Source organism: Amycolatopsis sp. NPDC051716 (genome assembly GCF_040681595.1).
In the GTDB taxonomy this organism is placed as follows: domain Bacteria; phylum Actinomycetota; class Actinomycetes; order Mycobacteriales; family Pseudonocardiaceae; genus Amycolatopsis.
Map to the genome: position 1 here is coordinate 138,623 of NZ_JBFAZA010000011.1, position 16,551 is coordinate 155,173.

General features: G+C 73.5%; 16 protein-coding genes. 12 read left to right on the forward strand and 4 right to left on the reverse strand.

Going from position 1 to position 16,551, the window contains the following annotated elements; all coding sequences use genetic code 11:
• The first annotated feature begins 163 nt into the window (after positions 1 to 163).
• Entirely contained in the window at positions 164 to 1,186 is a 1,023-nt protein-coding gene (locus AB0M30_RS17445; protein ID WP_364585037.1) for an oxidoreductase, read from the forward strand.
• Here the strand turns inward: AB0M30_RS17445 and AB0M30_RS17450 are convergent.
• Together AB0M30_RS17450 and AB0M30_RS17455 are read right to left on the reverse strand one after the other, a co-directional pair.
• Positions 1,183 to 1,881 carry an SDR family oxidoreductase gene (locus AB0M30_RS17450; protein WP_364585038.1) on the reverse strand — a complete coding sequence of 233 codons (699 nt, stop codon included), beginning with the start codon at positions 1,879 to 1,881 and terminating at the stop codon, positions 1,183 to 1,185. The two genes, AB0M30_RS17445 and AB0M30_RS17450, sit on opposite strands and share 4 nt — an antisense overlap.
• A gap of 32 nt (positions 1,882 to 1,913) precedes the next feature.
• Positions 1,914 to 2,837, reverse strand: coding sequence for an NADP-dependent oxidoreductase (locus AB0M30_RS17455; RefSeq protein WP_364585039.1), 924 nt, complete (start codon positions 2,835 to 2,837; stop codon positions 1,914 to 1,916).
• Between the two features lie 107 nt (positions 2,838 to 2,944).
• On the opposite strand from AB0M30_RS17455, the gene AB0M30_RS17460 reads away from it, so the two are divergent.
• From AB0M30_RS17460 to AB0M30_RS17490, 7 genes are all read left to right on the forward strand, one after another.
• Positions 2,945 to 3,376: a helix-turn-helix domain-containing protein gene (locus tag AB0M30_RS17460; RefSeq protein WP_003065074.1), complete on the forward strand. Its 432-nt coding sequence runs from the start codon at positions 2,945 to 2,947 to the stop codon at positions 3,374 to 3,376.
• Between the two features lie 10 nt (positions 3,377 to 3,386).
• Complete coding sequence (locus AB0M30_RS17465; protein WP_364585040.1) at positions 3,387 to 4,370, forward strand: WYL domain-containing protein; 984 nt, start codon at positions 3,387 to 3,389, stop codon at positions 4,368 to 4,370.
• Complete coding sequence (locus AB0M30_RS17470; protein ID WP_364585041.1) at positions 4,367 to 5,347, forward strand: WYL domain-containing protein; 981 nt, start codon at positions 4,367 to 4,369, stop codon at positions 5,345 to 5,347. The genes AB0M30_RS17465 and AB0M30_RS17470 overlap by 4 nt, the downstream gene beginning before the upstream one ends.
• Before the next feature lie 9 nt (positions 5,348 to 5,356).
• On the forward strand, positions 5,357 to 5,569 hold the full coding sequence (locus AB0M30_RS17475) for a bacteriophage holin (RefSeq protein ID WP_360181470.1): 213 nt from the start codon (positions 5,357 to 5,359) through the stop codon (positions 5,567 to 5,569).
• A gap of 31 nt (positions 5,570 to 5,600) precedes the next feature.
• Positions 5,601 to 5,915: a Sec-independent protein translocase subunit TatA gene (tatA, locus tag AB0M30_RS17480; RefSeq protein ID WP_103342696.1), complete on the forward strand. Its 315-nt coding sequence runs from the start codon at positions 5,601 to 5,603 to the stop codon at positions 5,913 to 5,915.
• Between the two features lie 87 nt (positions 5,916 to 6,002).
• Positions 6,003 to 6,974 carry a twin-arginine translocase subunit TatC gene (tatC, locus tag AB0M30_RS17485; RefSeq protein WP_103342697.1) on the forward strand — a complete coding sequence of 324 codons (972 nt, stop codon included), beginning with the start codon at positions 6,003 to 6,005 and terminating at the stop codon, positions 6,972 to 6,974.
• Entirely contained in the window at positions 6,974 to 7,855 is an 882-nt protein-coding gene (locus AB0M30_RS17490; protein ID WP_364585042.1) for a YegS/Rv2252/BmrU family lipid kinase, read from the forward strand. Before tatC ends, AB0M30_RS17490 begins: the two co-directional genes overlap by 1 nt.
• A 205-nt stretch (positions 7,856 to 8,060) precedes the next feature.
• Here AB0M30_RS17490 and AB0M30_RS17495 read toward each other — a convergent pair whose 3' ends face one another.
• Positions 8,061 to 8,636 (reverse strand): hypothetical protein, encoded by a 576-nt coding sequence (locus AB0M30_RS17495; protein WP_364585043.1) that lies wholly within the window; start codon positions 8,634 to 8,636, stop codon positions 8,061 to 8,063.
• A gap of 122 nt (positions 8,637 to 8,758) precedes the next feature.
• Between AB0M30_RS17495 and AB0M30_RS17500 the strand changes: the two genes are divergently transcribed.
• The 4 genes from AB0M30_RS17500 to AB0M30_RS17515 all read left to right on the forward strand — a co-directional run bounded on the left by AB0M30_RS17500 (position 8,759) and on the right by AB0M30_RS17515 (position 15,018).
• Positions 8,759 to 11,536, forward strand: a complete 2,778-nt coding sequence (locus tag AB0M30_RS17500) for a DEAD/DEAH box helicase (RefSeq protein ID WP_364585044.1) — start codon at positions 8,759 to 8,761, stop codon at positions 11,534 to 11,536.
• 157 nt (positions 11,537 to 11,693) lie between these two features.
• Positions 11,694 to 12,461 (forward strand): DUF4333 domain-containing protein, encoded by a 768-nt coding sequence (locus tag AB0M30_RS17505; protein WP_364585045.1) that lies wholly within the window; start codon positions 11,694 to 11,696, stop codon positions 12,459 to 12,461.
• Positions 12,462 to 12,543: 82 nt separating this feature from the next.
• Positions 12,544 to 13,746: a GNAT family N-acetyltransferase gene (locus AB0M30_RS17510; protein WP_364585046.1), complete on the forward strand. Its 1,203-nt coding sequence runs from the start codon at positions 12,544 to 12,546 to the stop codon at positions 13,744 to 13,746.
• Positions 13,747 to 13,800: 54 nt separating this feature from the next.
• Complete coding sequence (locus tag AB0M30_RS17515) at positions 13,801 to 15,018, forward strand: GNAT family N-acetyltransferase (RefSeq protein ID WP_364585047.1); 1,218 nt, start codon at positions 13,801 to 13,803, stop codon at positions 15,016 to 15,018.
• Here the strand turns inward: AB0M30_RS17515 and AB0M30_RS17520 are convergent.
• Positions 15,015 to 15,959, reverse strand: a complete 945-nt coding sequence (locus tag AB0M30_RS17520; protein ID WP_364585048.1) for a 5'-3' exonuclease H3TH domain-containing protein — start codon at positions 15,957 to 15,959, stop codon at positions 15,015 to 15,017. The genes AB0M30_RS17515 and AB0M30_RS17520 overlap by 4 nt on opposite strands.
• Positions 15,960 to 16,551 lie beyond the last annotated feature (592 nt).

Genomic DNA, 16,551 nt, shown 5'->3' on the forward strand with positions numbered 1-16,551 from the left:
GGCCCGGGCGGGCCGCGGGGGTGTCCGCCCGCTACCCTCCCCCCACCCCCCCCACCCCCCCGTGGTGGTGCGTGATTGGGGTGTCACCCCCCCCCAAACCCCCCCCCCCCCCTGCCGGGTGTTTCCGACGAAAGTCGCGTGACGGGTGCGGCAGGATCGCCGCATGCGTGTCGTGCTGATCGTGCTCGCCCTGCTGGTTTCGCTCGCGGTTCCGGCGTCGGCGGGGGAGCACCTGCCCGCCTGGGAGCTGAAGGCGACCGGCGTCACCGCCCAGTTCCGCGGCCTGGCCGCGGTCAGCGCCCGGGTCGCGTGGGTCAGTGGTACGCAGGGCACCGTCCTGCGCACGGTCGACGGCGGCCGCACCTGGGCGCCGGTCGGGCCGCCCGGGACCGAGGCGCTCCAGTTCCGCGACATCGAGGCCTTCGACGCCGACCACGCCGTGGTCCTCTCCATCGGGCCGGGGACCGACTCCCGCGTCTACCGGACCGACGACGGCGGCGCGCATTGGCGCCAGACGTTCCAGAACACCGACGCGGCGGCGTTCTACGACTGCCTCGCCTTCTTCGACCCGTGGCGCGGCCTGGCGATGAGCGACCCCGTCGACGGCCGCTTCCGGGTGCAGGCCACCTTCGACGGCGGCCGCAGCTGGCGCCCGGTGCCCGACAGCGGCTTCCCGCCCGCGCTGCCCGGGGAGGCCGGGTTCGCGGCCAGCGGCCAGTGCGTCACGACGGCCGGGCCGTTCGACGCCTGGCTCGCCACCGGCGGCGGCGCGACCGCCCGCGTCCTGCACTCCGGCGACGGCGGCCGGCACTGGACGGCGTCGGACACGCCGTTGCCCAGCAGCTCGTCGGCGGGCGTGTTCGCCCTGGCCTTCCGCTCGCCGTCCCAGGGCATCGCGATCGGTGGCGACTTCGCGAACCCGGGCGCGCCCGGCCCGGCCGTCGCGCTGACCCGGGACCGCGGCCGCACCTGGACGACCCCGCCCCAGTACCCCGCCGGCTACCGCTCGGGGCTGGCCTGGCGCGGCGGGACGGTGCTGGCGGTCGGCCCCGGCGGCAGCGACTACAGCCCCGACGGCGGCCGGCACTGGACGTCGTTCGGCACGGGCAGCTTCGACAGCGTCGACTGCGCCGGGCCGGCCTGCTGGGCCAGCGGCGCCGGAGGCCGGGTCGCCCGGCTTCGCTAGAGCACCTGGCCGGTCGGCCGGACCATGATCTCGTTGACGTCGACCGTGGGCGGCTGCTGGAGGGCGTAGAGGACCGCGCGAGCGATGTCGTCCGCGGCCAGCTTCGGCTTCTCGCGCTGTTCGTCGGTGAGGATGTCGGTGTCGGTGATGCCCGGGTTGATCAGCGTGACCCGGACGCCGGTGCCGACGGCCTCCTCGCGGATGGCTCCGGCCATCCCGGTCACGGCCCACTTCGTGGCGGAGTAGAGGCTCGCGTTGCGGATGTAGCGGCCGGCGACGGACCCGGTGATCAGCAGGTGGCCCGCGGTTTCCCGGAGCGCGGGCAGCGCGGCGCGGGCGGTGTAGGCGGCGCCGAGGACGTTGGTGCGGACCATCTCCTCCCACGCCCGCGGGTCGGGGTCGTCGGTGCCGAAGAACGACGTCCCGACGCCGATGCCGGCGTTGGCGAAGGCGGCGTCGAGCCGGCCGAACCGTTCGACGGTTTCGGCGACGGCCCCGGAGATACTCGGCCAGTCCGCCACGTCGGCGGCGAGGGCGATGGCCCGGTCGTCGCCGAGTTCGGTGGCCAGGGGCGTGACGGACTCGGCCTTGCGGGCGACGAGGGCGACCCTGAAGCCCGAGGCGGCGGCCAGGCGCGCGGTCGCGGCGCCGAGGCCGCGCGAGGCGCCGGTGACGAGGAGAACGCGATCATCCATGTGCTCCAGGTTATGGGACCCCGGCCGGGTTCTCACGGCAGCAGGACGAGCCGCCCGCGCAGGCCGCCCGCGGCCAGCCGTTCGTGCGCGGCCGCCGCCTCGGTCAGCGGCAGGGTGCCGGCGACGCGCAGGGGGAGCGTGCCGTTCTCCGCCAAGCGGGCCAGCTCGGCGAGGCGTTCGCCGTCCGCGCGGATCCAGACGGTGCGGACGCGGATCCCGCGCAGGGGGATCGGGGCGGCGCCCGCGGCGAAGGCCACGAACTCGCCGCCGCCGCGGACCGCGTCGAGGGCGTCCAAGCCGAGCAGGGCCGTGTCGAGGGCGGCGTCCACCCCGCCCGGGACCACCGCGCGCACCCGGTCGCCCAGCGACGGCCCGCGCGGCACGAACTCGTCGGCGCCGAAGGCCCGCACCTGGGCTTCGTCGGCTTCGGCGGCCACGGCGACGACCCGCAGCTTCCGCGCGTGCGCCAGCGCGACGGCGTACCCGCCGACCGCGCCGGCCGCCCCGGTGACCAGGACCGTGCCGGTGGTTTCGACCAGGTCGAGCGCCTGCGCGGCGGTCAGGGCGTTCAGCGGCAGGGTCGCGGCTTCGACCGCCGAAACACCCGCCGGAGCCGGCGCGACCGCCGACGCGTCCAGGACGATCCGCTCGGCGTAGGCGCCGAGCGGCGTGGCGATCCGGTCACGCAGGCCGATCACCGCCCCGCCCACCCGGAACCCGGTGTCCCCGGCGTCGTCGATCGACCCGGCGACGTCCCACCCCAGCCCGAGCACCGCCCGTGCCGGAACCACCCCGGCCGCACTCAGCACCCCGCTCCTGGTCGCCAGGTCCACCGGGTTCACCGCGGCCGCCGCCACCCGGATCCGCACCTGCCCCGGACCCGGTTCGGGCACGGGCACCTCGGCGAACTCCAGCACCTCCGGCCCCCCGAACCGCCGGACCACCACCGCACGCATCGCCTGCTCCTCTCGATCGGGCACCTTCCCCCACGAACGTATGGGGAGCTACTCTCCGATGGGAAGTACGCACCTACAGGTTCCCTGCTCACCAGGAGGTTCGCCCGGTGCCCACGCGCACGGCGGAACAGCGGCGGCAAGCCGAAAAAGCCGCCTACGACGCCTATCTGGCGGCGTGCCCGACCCGGAAGCTGCTCGACGAGATCGCCGGCAAGTGGGTCAGCCTGATCCTGGTCGCGCTCGGTGACGGCCCGCAGCGCTACAGCGACCTTTCGCGGCGCATCGCCGGGGTCAGCCAGAAGATGCTCACCCAGACCCTGCGGGTGCTCGAACGGGACGGTCTCGTCCGCCGCGAAGTGACGCCGGCGGTGCCCGTCCGCGTCGACTATTCCCTTACGCCACTGGGGGAATCGCTGCGCGCGCTGATGGCCGGGTTCAAGGCGTGGGCCGAGGCCAACTTCGAAGCCGTCGACGCCGCCCGGACCGATTACGACGCGCGTACCCCGGACCTCACGATCGGGCCGGGCGGCGCGGGCTAGGCTCTACCGGGTGTCCACCGCCCGCGCCGAACGACTGGTCAACCTGGTACTGGCCCTGTTGTCCACCCGGCAGTACCTCACGGCCGAAAAGATCCGCGGCATCGTGCCCGGCTACGGCGACGCGGCCAGCGACGAGGCCTACTTCCGGACGTTCGAACGGGACAAGACCGAGCTGCGCGAGCTCGGCATCCCCCTGGAGACCGGCCGCAACTCCGCGTTCGACGCGATCGAGGGCTACCGCATCGCCCGCCGCGACTACGAACTCGGCGAAATCGACCTCGCTCCCGACGAAGCCGCCGCGGTCGCGCTGGCGTCCCGGCTGTGGGACTCCCCGGAGCTGACCGGCCAGGCGCAGGGGGCGCTCGTGAAGCTGCGCGCCGCCGGCCTGGAGGTCGACGACCAGGCGCCCACCGTGGTCGAGCCGCGCGTGCGCGCCGAACCGGCGTTCGGGCCGCTGCTGGCCGCGGTCCAGAACGGCCAGGCCGTCCGCTTCGAGTACCGCCGCAGCGGCTCCCCGGAGCGGATCATGCGCACCCTCGAACCGTGGGGCGTGGTGTCGTGGCGGGCCCGCTGGTACGTCGTCGGGCACGACCGCGACCGCGGCGCCACCCGCTGCTTCCGGCTCTCCCGCGTCACCGGCCAGGTCCGCCCGGTCGGCAAGCCCGGCGAGGTCCGGCGCCCCGAGGGCGTCAACCTGCTCAAGCTCGTCACGGCCACCGTCGAGAGCGAACCGGCGCCGGTCACCACCGCCCGGGTCTGGGTCGCCGACGGCCGTGCGGCCGGTGTCCGCCGCCGCGGCACCGTGGTCGGCCGCGCCACCGTCGACGGCGAAGAGGGCGATCTCGTGGAGATCGGGCTGCTGTACCCGGAATCGGCCGCCGATTGGATCAGCGCGCAGGGCCCGGACGTCGTCGTCTACGAACCCGACGTGCTGGCCAAGAGCGTCCAGGACCGGCTGGAAGCCGTCGTCGCCCGGCAGGGGAGCGCGTTGTGAGCGGGTCCACCGACCGGATGCCGAGACTGCTCGCGCTCGTGCCGTACCTGCTCGCGCGCCCGGGCGTCCGCATCGACGAGGCCGCGCACGACTTCGACGTCTCGCCGAAGCAGCTGCGCAAGGACCTCGAGCTGCTGTGGATGTGCGGGCTGCCCGGCTACGGCCCCGGCGACCTGATCGACCTGTCCTTCGAGGGTGACACGATCATCGTCACCCACGACGCCGGGATGAGCCGCCCGCTGCGCCTGACCGGCGGCGAGGCGACCGCACTGCTGGTGGCGCTGCGCGCGCTGGCCGAGACCCCGGGCGTGGTCGACGGCGACGCCGTCCGCCGCTCCATCGCCAAGATCGAAGCCGCCGCCGGGCAGGCCCAGCCGGCCGGCGTGATCGTCGGCGGGGGAGTCCGCGAAGGCAAGAAGACCGCCCGGACCCGCGAGGAGGTCGCCCGCGCGCTGCAGGGCGGGCGGGCGCTGCGGATCCGCTACTACACCGCCTCGAAGGACCAGATCACCGAGCGCACGGTCGACCCGATGCGGCTGCTGATCGTCCAGGCGGTGGGCTACCTCGAGGCCTGGTGCCGCCGCGCCGAGGACGTCCGGTTGTTCCGGCTCGACCGGATCGACGAGCTGACGGTCCTCGACGAGCCGGCGCGCCCGCCCGCGCACGCCCACCCCACCGACATCTCCGAGGGTGTCTTTCGGCAGCGTCCCGACCAGCGGGAGGCCGTCCTGGTCCTCGACCCGGACGCACGCTGGGTAGCCGAGTACTACCCGTGCGAGGAGCTCGACGAGCTCGACGGCGGCCGGCTGCGGATCCGGATGCGCTACGCCGACCAGTCGTGGATGGTGCGCCTGGTGCTGGGTCTGGGCGGGGAAGCGCTGGTGGAGAGCCCGGCCGACCTCGCGTCCGACGTCGGCCGCCGGGCCGCCGACGCCGTGGCCCGAGCCCGTCACCTTCCGTCAACCTGCGACCACTAGGCTGATCGCGTGCCGTACCTGCCCGCCGCCGTGCTCATCCTGATCGGTCTCGCCGGCCTCGTGGTCCTGCTGGTGCGGACCGTCAAGGTCTTGCGTGCCTTCCGGCAAACCACAAGCATGGTGGTGACGAACACCCAGGACCGGGCCGGGCTCGTCCGGGCCCGGTCGGCGGGACTGCGCGTCGCGTTCGCGCGGCGCCGCCGCAAAGCGGAAAACCAGTAACATCCCTACCAGACGCAGATAGGAGGCCACCATGCTGAACGGATTGCAGCCGTGGCATTTGATCATCTTGGTGCTCGTCGTCGTGCTGCTGTTCGGGGCCAAGAGGCTTCCCGACGCGGCCCGGTCCATCGGCAAGTCCATGAAGATCTTCAAGGCCGAGACCAAGGACCTCACCGGCGACAAGGCCGCGGCGCACGAAGACGCCGAGCCCGTCGAGACGAAGCAGATCCCGGCCACGCCCGCCGCACCCGCTTCGACCGACCAGCAGGTCGCCGACCTGCAGCGGCAGCTCGACGAGCTGAAGAAGCAGCAGGCGGCCGAGCAGCCGCAGAAGAACGTCAGCTGAGCGGCTCCGGCCACACCCGGTCCCCGGTCCACGGAGCGCGCCGCACCCGGCGCGCTCCGGCGGACTCCGACGAGAACGGAACAACCCGTGGCGGAATCCGCCTCCGGAAACGGTGACAGCCGCACTTCGAAGCGGCGCAAGCGCAGCCGTCGCACCAACCCCGACGGCACGATGACGCTCATCGAGCACATCTACGAGTTCCGCCGCCGCCTCGGCTTCGCGCTGCTCGCCGTCGTCATCGGCGGCATCTTCGGGTTCATCTGGTTCGGGACCAACATCGGCCCGATCCCGTCGCTGGGCGACCTCGTCAAGGACCCGTACTGCGCCATCCCGCCGCAGCGCCGGCTGGACAGCGCCGAGGGGTGCCGGCTGCTGCAGACCGTGCCGTTCGAGGCCTTCATGACGCAGCTGAAGGTCGGGATCGCCGCCGGCGCCGTGCTCCTCTCGCCGGCTTGGCTGTACCAGCTCTGGGCGTTCATCGCGCCCGGCCTGTACAGCAAGGAGCGCAAGTACGCCCTGACGTTCGTCGGGTTCGCGTCGGTGCTGTTCGCCACCGGTGCCGTGCTCGCCTACATCCTCTTCCCGCACGCCCTGCAGCTGCTCATGGGCTTCGGGCAGGACGCGTTCGTCACCGCGCTCACCGCGGACAAGTACATTTCGTTCCTGCTGTCGCTGCTGATCATCTTCGGGATCAGCTTCGAGCTGCCGCTGCTGGTGGTGATGCTCAACCGCGTCGGCATCGTCAAGTACGTGCAGCTGAAGAAGTGGCGCCGCGGCATCGTGTTCGCGTTGTTCGTCTTCGCGGCCTTCGCCACCCCCGGCTCGGACCCGTTCTCCATGCTCGGCCTCGCCGGCGCGCTCACCGTGCTGTTCGAGATCGCCGTCCAGATGGCGCGCTTCCACGACCGCAAGCTCGAAAAGAGCCGTGGCGAAGAAGGCTGGGACAAGCTCGCCGACGACGAAGCCGCGCCGTTCGACTACACGCCGAGCACCGTCGACGACGAGCCGTCCACCCCGACCGCGTCCGGCGGCCGCTCGAGCACCGACGACGTCACGTAGTGGGGATCCACGCCGCGCTCGCCGTGCACCCGGCGTCGGGGCACGGCGCGGCCGCCCGGATCGCCGACACGGTCGCCGAGCGGCTGCGCACCGCCGTGGACCGCCTCGACGTCCTGGTCGCCAACTCGGTCGAGGAGTCCCGCGCGCTGATGCGGTCCTCCCACGCCGCCGGTCTGGACGTCCTGATCGTGCTCGGCGGGGACGGCGCCGCCCACCAGGGCGTCCAGTTCTGCGCGAACCACGACGTCGCGCTCGGCCTGGTCCCGGCGGGCACCGGCAACGACTTCGCCCGTGCCCTCGGCATCCCTGGCGAGCCGCTCCCGGCGGTCGACGCACTGGTCGCCGCCCTGCGCTCGGGCGCCCGCCGGCGGATCGACCTCGGCCGCGTGGGCGACACCTGGTTCGCGACGGTGCTGTGCGCGGGGTTCGACGCGAGCGTCAACGAACGCGCCAACCGGATGCGCTGGCCGGCCGGGCCGCGCCGCTACGACGTCGCGATCCTGGCCGAACTGGCGGCGTTCCGCTCCCGCCCGGTGGTCGTCGACACCGGCACCGGCCGCCTCGAACTCGACGCGACGCTCGTGGCGATCGGCAACACCCGCTTCTACGGCGGCGGCGTCCCGATCTGCCCGACGGCCGACCCCGAGGACGGCGTCTTCGACGTCACGATCATCGGCCACGCCACCCGCCGCGGCCTGATCCGCCTGCTCCCGGGCCTGCGCACGGGCAAGCACCTGACCCACCCGGCGGTCCGCACGCTGCGCGCCCGCTCGGTGACCCTGGCGGGCAACACGTGGCCCGCGTACGCCGACGGCGAACCGCAGGGCACGGTCCCGGTGACGGCCAGCTGTGTGCCGGGTGCGCTCACCGTGCTGGCCTGACTGCCCGCCTCAACCGTGCGTGCGGCGCTGGTTCGCTGCCGATCGGCCGGGTCACCGGCGACCCGGTGCGCCGCTGCGAGCGCGACCATCCAGGTCGCCAACGCCGAGATCTACGCCGGCGGAACCGCCAGCCGGCGGAACCGCCGCCACCGCTGCCGGTCCCGGTGACGGCCAGCTGTGTGCCGGGTGCGCTGACCGTGCTGGCCTAACGGTCGTAGCCGCCCGCCCGCGCCACCAGGTGCCGGAAGTGGGCCGGGGTCAGCAGGCGGCCCGCCTCGGCGAAGTAGACGCCGCCGCAGCGGTGGCAGAACCAGCCCTGCTCCCACACCTGCCGCGCCGCCGGGACCCCGCGCCGCTGCCGCCGGTGCGCCCGCACCCGCCGCGCGTACAGCCACACCAGCACGCCGGCCGCGACGAACACGCACAGCGAAGGCAGTGCGAACAGCACGACCCCCAGCGCCATCGCCGCCGCACCGCCGGGCGGCGGGCCGTCGGACACCGAGAACGGCAGCAGCAGGAAACAGCTGCCTACCAGGGCCAGCACGATCGCCGTCACCAGCAGGCCGCCGCCGCGCCGCGGGGGAGGGAAGGGGTCCAGCGAACGGGCGACGGCGGTCACGGAGACCCCGCTGACCTGACTGCTGGTGTAGACGAGGCCGTCGCCGGCCGGCACGGCCACCGTCGGGCCCTGACCACGGTAGAAGGAGTGCCCGCCGTGGTAGACCGCGGGCACGTGCTGCACCTGGTCCAGCGAGCCGCAGCTCGGGCACGGTTCCGTCATGCCCGCTCCGACGCGACCGGACGGAAACCGGTTCCGTGGTCCGTTCAGGTGTATAACGACCTATTCGGCAGATCGTCATACGCAACGTGCGAACTGTCGGAGGGGTGTGAAACCCTGACGAGGTGGCCAGTAGCCCTTCTTCGTCCCCGGCCGAGGCCTATGCGGCCTCCGCGCGCCGTGGGAAGTACCCCCAGCTGACGCGCTTCGCCGCCGAGGCGTCCTTCGAGTTCGACCAGTTCCAGATCCGCGGGTGCGAGGCCCTGGAAGACGGCCACGGCGTGCTGGTGTGCGCGCCCACCGGGGCGGGCAAGACCGTGGTCGGCGAGTTCGCCGTGCACCTGGCGCTCGCCGAGGGCCGCAAGTGCTTCTACACGACGCCGATCAAGGCCTTGTCGAACCAGAAGTACGCCGACCTCGTGGCCCGGTACGGCGCCGACGCCGTCGGGTTGCTGACCGGGGACACCTCGATCAACGGCAACGCGCAGGTGGTCGTGATGACCACCGAGGTGCTGCGCAACATGCTCTACGCGGGCTCGTCCACGATCATCGACCTCGGGTACGTCGTGATGGACGAGGTCCACTACCTCGCCGACCGGTTCCGGGGCGCGGTGTGGGAAGAGGTGATCCTGCACCTGCCCGAGCACGTCCGCGTGGTGGGGCTGTCGGCGACGGTCAGCAACGCCGAGGAGTTCGGCGAGTGGCTGGTGGAGGTCCGGGGCGACACGACGGTCGTCGTGGACGAGCACCGGCCGGTGCCGCTCTGGCAGCACATGCTGGTGGGCAACCGGCTGCTGGACCTGTTCGCCGGGGACGACGTGCACGCGCCGAACGCCGAGCTGCGGATCAACCCGACCCTGCTGCGCCGGACGGAGGAGATCGGCCGCCAGTACGCGCCGGCGGGGTTCCGCGGGCCGCGGGGCCGGCGGGGTGCGCCGCCGCGGATGCCGCGGTTCCGGCCGCCGTCGCGGGTCGACGTCGTCGAGCAGCTGGACCGGGCCGGGTTGCTGCCGGCGATCGTGTTCATCTTTTCCCGCGCCGGTTGTGACGCCGCGGTCGCGCAGTGCGTCCGGTCGGGGTTGCGGCTGAACGGGCCGGGCGAGGTCGACGAGATCCGCCGGGTGATCGAGGAGCGCACGGCGGATCTGCCCGAAGGTGACCTGGGCGTGCTGGGTTACTGGGAGTGGCGGGAGGCGCTGGAGCGCGGGATCGCCGGGCACCACGCCGGGTTGCTGCCGGCGTTCAAGGAGACCGTCGAGGAGCTGTTCGTCCGTGGGCTGGTGAAGGCCGTCTTCGCCACGGAGACCTTGGCGCTGGGGATCAACATGCCCGCCCGCACGGTCGTGCTCGAGCGGCTGGTGAAGTACAACGGCGAGGCGCACGTCGATCTGACGCCGGGGGAGTACACGCAGCTCACCGGCCGGGCCGGGCGGCGGGGCATCGACGTGGAGGGGCACGCCGTCGTCGCGTGGCAGCCGGGGGTGGATCCGAAGCAGGTGGCCGGGCTGGCCTCGACGCGGACCTATCCGCTGCGGTCGTCGTTCCGGCCGGGCTACAACATGGCGGTCAACCTGGTGGCGCAGGTCGGGGCGGCCGAGGCGCGTGAGCTGCTGGAGCAGTCGTTCGCGCAGTTCCAGGCCGACCGGTCGGTGGTGGGCACCGCGCGCCGGATCGAGCGGAACAAGGAAGCGCTGAAGGGCTACACGGCCGCGGTGACCGGCGATTTCGACGAGGTCCTGGAGTACGTCGAGCTGCGGGCGAAGATTTCGGCGCGGGAGAAGGCGTTGTCGCGGCAGAACACGGCCGTGCGGCGGGCCGGGACCGCGGAGTCGCTGGAGAAGCTGCGCAAGGGTGACGTCATCGCCGTGCCGGCCGGGCGCCGGGCGGGGCTGGCGGTGGTGGTCGATCCGGGGCTGGACCCGATCCGGGAGCCGCGTCCGGTGGTGGTGACCGAGGATCGGTGGTCCGGGCCGTTGTCGGTGGCGGACTTCCCGGCACCGGTGGAGGTGCTGGGGCGGATCAAGCTGCCCAAGCACATCGAGCTGCGGTCGCCGCGGACGCGCCGGGACATCGCTTCGGCGCTGCGCAGCGCCGGGATTTCGCTGCCGGGCCGGCAAAAGCGGCGGTCGGGGGCGAACGAGGACGGCGAGCTGGCCGTGCTGCAGCGGGCGCTGCGGGCGCATCCGTGCCACGGGCTGGCCGAGCGCGAGGCGAACCTGCGCTGGGTCGAGCGGTATCAACGGCTGGCCGCGGAAACGGAGCAGCTGGAGCGGAAGGTCGCGGCGACGACGCACTCGCTGGCGCGCGCGTTCGACCGGATCCTGGCTTTGCTGGGTGAGCGCGGCTATCTCGGGCCGGAGTCGGCGGGTGACGGCGAGGATCGCGTCACGGAGCACGGCCGGCGGCTGACCCGGCTCTACAGCGAGTCGGACCTGCTGGCCGCGGAGTGCATCCGGCACGGCGTGTGGCGGAAGCTGAACCCGGCCGAACTGGCCGCGGTCGTGTCGACGCTCGTGTTCGAGGCGCGCCGGGACACCGCCGGTGAGCCGCGGCTGCCGGGCGGGGCCGTGCCGGAGGCGTGGCAGGAGACGGCGCGGCTGTGGGTGGAGCTGACCGAGGACGAGCGGCGGCACCGGCTCGATCGCACCCGGGAGCCCGACGCGGGGTTCGCGTGGCCGGTTTATCGGTGGGCCCGCGGTGAATCCCTGGAGAAGGTCCTCACCGCGGCCGAGGCCAACGGCCAGGAGCTGTCGGCCGGTGACTTCGTGCGCTGGTCGCGTCAGGTGATCGACCTGCTCGACCAGATCCGGGACGTGCTCGGCAAGGCGGATCCGGTGGGTGCGGCGGCGGCGGAGGCGGTGAAGGCCCTGCGCCGCGGAGTCGTGGCCGCGGGCGCCGCGTGAACTCGGTGTTAGCCCTGCTCGGTGGCCGCGCGGGCGGTGAGCGTGGACACGTGTGCTCGGCTCCGACCTGTGGTTGGATCGCGTGCGACACCGTGTGTGCGGCTTGCCGGTGTTTCGGGGTGGACAGCGAGATGAGCGAAGCAGGCGGAGGCAGACGATGAGCACGCCGTATGGCGGCAACGACCCACAGCAGCCCCAGTACGGGCAGCAGCCGGGCGGCGCGTACCCGCCGAGCGGTTCGCAGGAGCAGCCGCAGTGGGGGCAGCCGCAGCAGCCTCCTTACGATCCGAACCAGCAGCAGCCGTGGGGCCAGCCGCAGCAGCCCCAGCAACCGCAGCAGTGGGGGCAGCAGCCGGGCGGGTACACCCCGCCGCAGCAGCCGCAGTGGGGCCAGCAGCCGCCGCCCTACGGGCAGCAGCCCGGGGGCGGGTACCCGCAGAGCGGGCCGCAGGCCCAGCCGCAGTACGGCCAGCAGCCCGGCGGGGCGTACCCGCCGAGCGGGCCCCAGGCGCAGCCGCAGTACGGGCAGCAGCCGGGCGGCCAGTACGACTACGGCCAGCAGTTCCCCGGCGCGGCCGCCCCGGAGGGGGAGAAGCCGGCGAAGTCGAAGAAGGGCCTGCTGATCGGCGTGGTGGTGGCGATCGTGGCCGTCGCCGTGTTCCTGGTCCTGGGGTTCGTCGCGCCCGGGTTCCTGAAGACGCAGGTCTTCAACAACACCCAGATGCAGACCGACGTGCAGAAGCTGCTGACCGAGACGTACAAGATCGACGGCGTCACCGGCGTCACCTGTCCCGCCGAGCAGAAGGTGGAGGACGGGGCCAAGTTCTCGTGCACCGCCACGATCGCCGGGAAGCCGCAGCAGGTGCCGATCACGGTGAAGGGCACCGGCGGCAACTACGAGGTTTCCCCGCCCGTCGCCAAGTAGGAGCGACCCCTGGGCGACTCCGAGGCCCGGCCGCCGGTGTTTCCGGTGGCCGGGTTTCGCCGTTTCCGGAGATGATCCGGGCATGAACGACTTCGAGATCCGGACGCTGGGCACCGGGGAGCACCGGGCGGCGAGCAACCTGTTCCGGGAGACCGTGCACAACCCGCCGTCCGACGACGCCGAATGGGTGTACGCGGCGCGGTACTACCAGCCCGGGGGTGCGCTCGGGGCGTTCGATCCGGAGCTCATCGGGACCGCCCGGTTCTTCGACGCGGAGCTGACGGTGCCCGGCGGGGCGCGGCTGCCGATGGTGGGCGTCACCTCGGTGGGGGTGCGCGCCGATCGCACTCGCCGCGGGGTGCTGCGGGCGCTGATGACCACGCAGCTGGCGGGCTTCGCCGACCGAGGGGTGGTGTTCGCGAACCTGCTCGCGTCCGAAGCCGGGATCTACAGCCGGTTCGGCTACGGCTTGGCCACCCGGTACCGCACCTACGGCGTCGACCGGCACCGGGCGCGGCTGCGGCCGGATGCGCCGATCGGTGGGGAGCTGGAGCTGCTGGACCTCGACCGGGCGCTGGAAGTCTGCCCCGGTGTGTACGACGGTCTCGAGCACCGGCCGGGGATGATGTCCCGGCCGGAGGTGCTGTGGCGGCTCTACGAGATGCAGCTGCGGCGGCGCGCTTCGCCGGTGAAGGCCGTCGTGCATCACGGACCCGGTGGGCCCGACGGGTTCGCGACCTACTCCGTGGGGGGCGCGCTCGCCCACCCGTGGACCAAGACCCTGGAGGTGGCGGACCTGTTCGCGGGTTCCGCGACCGCGTACGCGGGGCTGTGGCGGTTCCTGCTCGGCGTCGACCTGGTCGATCGGGTCGTCGCGGATTCGCGGCCGCTGGACGATCCGATCGAGCTGCTGCTCGCCGACCACCGGAGCGGGAACGTCGACCGGATCGGCGACGAGCACTGGATCCGGCTCGTCGACGTCCCGGCCGCGTTGGCCGGCCGGGCCTACGGCCACGCCGGCCCGGTGGTCGTCGAGGTGACCGACCCGCTGCTGCCCGGCAACAGCGGCACCTACCTCGTCGGCCCGGACGGTGCCGGGCGCACGGACCGGCCGGCCGGGCTCCGGATGGACGTCACCACCCTGGCCATGGTCTACCTCGGGACCTGGCGGCCTTCGGCGCTGGCGGCGGCCGGCCGGATCGAGGTGCGTGACCCGGCCGCGCCCGAGGCGGCGGACCTGCTCTTCGGCACCCGCGTGGCGGCCTGGAGCGGCAGCCACTTCTGAGCGGGCGCGGAAAACCGCGTGCCGGGCCGGATGCCCCGCGGCAAGATCGGGAGGATGACCGCCTTCGACGTCCGCCCGATCACCGAAGAAGAGCGCCGCGGCACCTTCGACCTGCTGCGCCGCGCGCTGCACCGCGGGCCCGTCCCCGACGACGTCTGGGCCCGGGCCGGGGATTCGTGGCCCGTCGCGCACAAGTTCGGCGCGTTCGACGGCCGCGCTCCGATCGGGATCGTGAGCTCCTACGACACCGAGATCGCCGTCCCGGGTGGGCGGACGCTGCCGGTCGCCGCGGTGGAGGGCGTCGGCGTCCGCGCCGACCGGACCCGCCGCGGCGTGCTCAGCGCGATGATGGCCGCCCAGCTGGCCGATTTCGCCGCGCGCGGGCTGCCGCTGGCGGCGCTGCACGCCAGCGAACCCACCATCTACGGGCGGTTCGGCTACGGCTCGGCGGCGCTCGGCAAGACGCTGCGGGTGACGCGGCCGGCGGCCCGGCTCCACGAGCGCGTGGCCGCCGGCGGAGACGTCCGGCTGCTCACGCCCGAGGAGGCGGTGAAGGAGATTCCGGGGCTGTACCGGCGGATCGGGCTGCACCGGCCGGGCATGATCGGGCGGCCGGAGCTGTGGTGGCCGATCTCGCACGACCGGTACGCCGGCCCGGACGGCGGCCGGCTCGTCGCCGTCCACAGTGGACCGGACGGGGAGGACGGCTTCGTCGTCTACGCCACGATCGATCGCCGGACGTTCGATTCACCCGATCACGGTGCCGCGCTGGAAGTCTTCGACCTGCACGGGGCGAGCCCGGCCGCGCGGGCCGCGCTCTGGCGGTTCCTGCTGTCGGTGGACCTGGTATCGCAGGTGCACGCCCGGCACCGGCCGGTCGACGAGCCGCTGGCCCTGATGCTGACCGACCACCGGCACGCGGCGACCACCGCCGTCGAGGACGACCTGTGGCTGCGGCCGATCGACGTCACCGCCGCGCTCGCCGCGCGCACCTACCGCGCGGCCGGCCCGGTCGTGCTCGCGGTCACCGACCGGCTGCTGCCGGCCAACACCGGGCACTACGAGATCGGCCCGGACGGCGCCCGGCGCACCGACGCGGCCGCGGACCTGGCCCTCGACGCCGGCACGCTCGGCATGCTCTACCTCGGGCACTGGGCTGCGACGACGCTGGCGGACGCGGGCCGCATCGACGTCCGCGACGCGGCCGCGCTCGGGCGGGCCGACGAGCTGTTCACCACGACGGCCGCCCCGTGGTGCGGCACGCACTTCTAGGCGCCGGGCAGGGCCTTGAGCAGCCGTTCGACCGAGTTGCCGAGGTTCCACCGTTCGGCCAGCTCGGCGACCCGCTCCGGGTCGGCCGGCGTCGCGGGCACGGTGTCGGGGCGGGACTGCTCCACCGGCGCGTCGACCGCCACCCGGACGACGGTCGGGGCGACGGCGAGGTAGTCCGCCGCGTCCTTCAGCCGCAGCCGGGTCTTGAGCGGGACCGCGGAATCCCCGGCGTCGGCCGCGGCGAGGAGGGCGTCGAGCGACCCGAACTGCGTGATCAGCTTCGCGGCGGTCTTCTCGCCGATGCCCGCGACACCGGGCAGACCGTCGGAGGGGTCGCCGCGCATCATCGACATGTCCGCGTACGCGGGCCCGGCGGTCTCGCGGGGCAGGCTGTAGCGCTCGGCGATCTCGGCCGGCCCGAGGACTTCGGCCTTGGCCCAGCCTTTGCCGACGTAGATGACCGAGGTGGGCGTGGGTTCGCTGCGCACCAGCTGGAAGAGGTCCCGGTCGCCGGTGATCACCTCGACCGGGTCGGTCTTTTCGCGGGTCGCCAGCGCGCCGATGACGTCATCGGCCTCGTAGCCGGCGGCTTCGGCGGTGGCGAACCCGAACGCTTCGAGCAGCTCGAGGATGATCGGCACCTGCGGGGTGAGCGTGTCGGGCACCTCTTCGACGTCCGGGCCGCTGCCGGTCTCTTCGGCCACCCGGTGCGCCTTGTAGCTGGGCAGCAGGTCGGTGCGGAACTTCGGCCGCCAGTCGGCGTCTAGGCAGCAGACCAGCCGCGCGGGCCGCCGGTCGGTGAGGATCCGCGCGATCGTGTCGGCGAACCCCCGCACGGCGTTGACCTGCGTCCCGTCGGCGGCGCGCATCGAGTCGGGCAGGGCGAAGAAGGAGCGGAAGTACAGGCTCGCGGAGTCGAGCAGGGCAAGGGATCCGGTCACCCGCACAGACTGCCATGCCCCGGCCCGGGTGGGTGCCAAGCCACGCGACCCGGCACGGGTAGGCGCTCGACGTGGACGCGGCAGTGGTTCGGGCTCGCCTCGAAGACCGCGGCTGACCGGTTCGGTCTTTCCGGGGCCCGGAATTGTCGGTGGTGACCGGTAGCGTGGAAAATGGGGGGCCCCGCGGGCCAGGGCGGGCTGGTGCCCGGAGAGCGGGCGGCTCGCCCCCCGCGGAGCAGGGCGGCTCGCTTGCAAGCCGGGGTGGCTTGCCCCGCGAGCCGGGGTGGCTCGGGCCCGCAGGCCGGGAGCGGCGGGTGCTGGGGCGGCGCCACTCGCACCAGCCAGCAGAGCCGGCCATCGGAGCGCAGCCGGCGGCCGGGTCGGGGAACTCCACGCGCACCGGCGTGGTGCCACTCGCACTGACCATCGGAGCGCAGCTGGTGGCTGCTGGGGCGGGCCGCACTCGCACCGGCCGTCGGAGCGCAGCCGGTGGCGGGGTCGGGGAACTCCACTCGCACCGGCGTGCCACTCGCACCGGCGTGATGCCACTCGCACCGGCCACCGGAGCGCGGCCCGCGGCGGCCCGCGTCAC

What these genes read in the sequence shown, in the direction of transcription:
- AB0M30_RS17445 (WP_364585037.1), top strand. Translation starts at nt 164, where the DNA reads ATGCGTGTCGTGCTGATCGTGCTCGCCCTGCTGGTTTCGCTCGCGGTT.
- tatA (WP_103342696.1), top strand. Translation starts at nt 5,601, where the DNA reads ATGCTGAACGGATTGCAGCCGTGGCATTTGATCATCTTGGTGCTCGTC.
- AB0M30_RS17450 (WP_364585038.1), bottom strand. Translation starts at nt 1,881, where the DNA reads ATGGATGATCGCGTTCTCCTCGTCACCGGCGCCTCGCGCGGCCTCGGC.
- AB0M30_RS17510 (WP_364585046.1), top strand. Translation starts at nt 12,544, where the DNA reads ATGAACGACTTCGAGATCCGGACGCTGGGCACCGGGGAGCACCGGGCG.
- AB0M30_RS17505 (WP_364585045.1), top strand. Translation starts at nt 11,694, where the DNA reads ATGAGCACGCCGTATGGCGGCAACGACCCACAGCAGCCCCAGTACGGG.
- AB0M30_RS17495 (WP_364585043.1), bottom strand. Translation starts at nt 8,636, where the DNA reads ATGACGGAACCGTGCCCGAGCTGCGGCTCGCTGGACCAGGTGCAGCAC.
- AB0M30_RS17455 (WP_364585039.1), bottom strand. Translation starts at nt 2,837, where the DNA reads ATGCGTGCGGTGGTGGTCCGGCGGTTCGGGGGGCCGGAGGTGCTGGAG.
- AB0M30_RS17515 (WP_364585047.1), top strand. Translation starts at nt 13,801, where the DNA reads ATGACCGCCTTCGACGTCCGCCCGATCACCGAAGAAGAGCGCCGCGGC.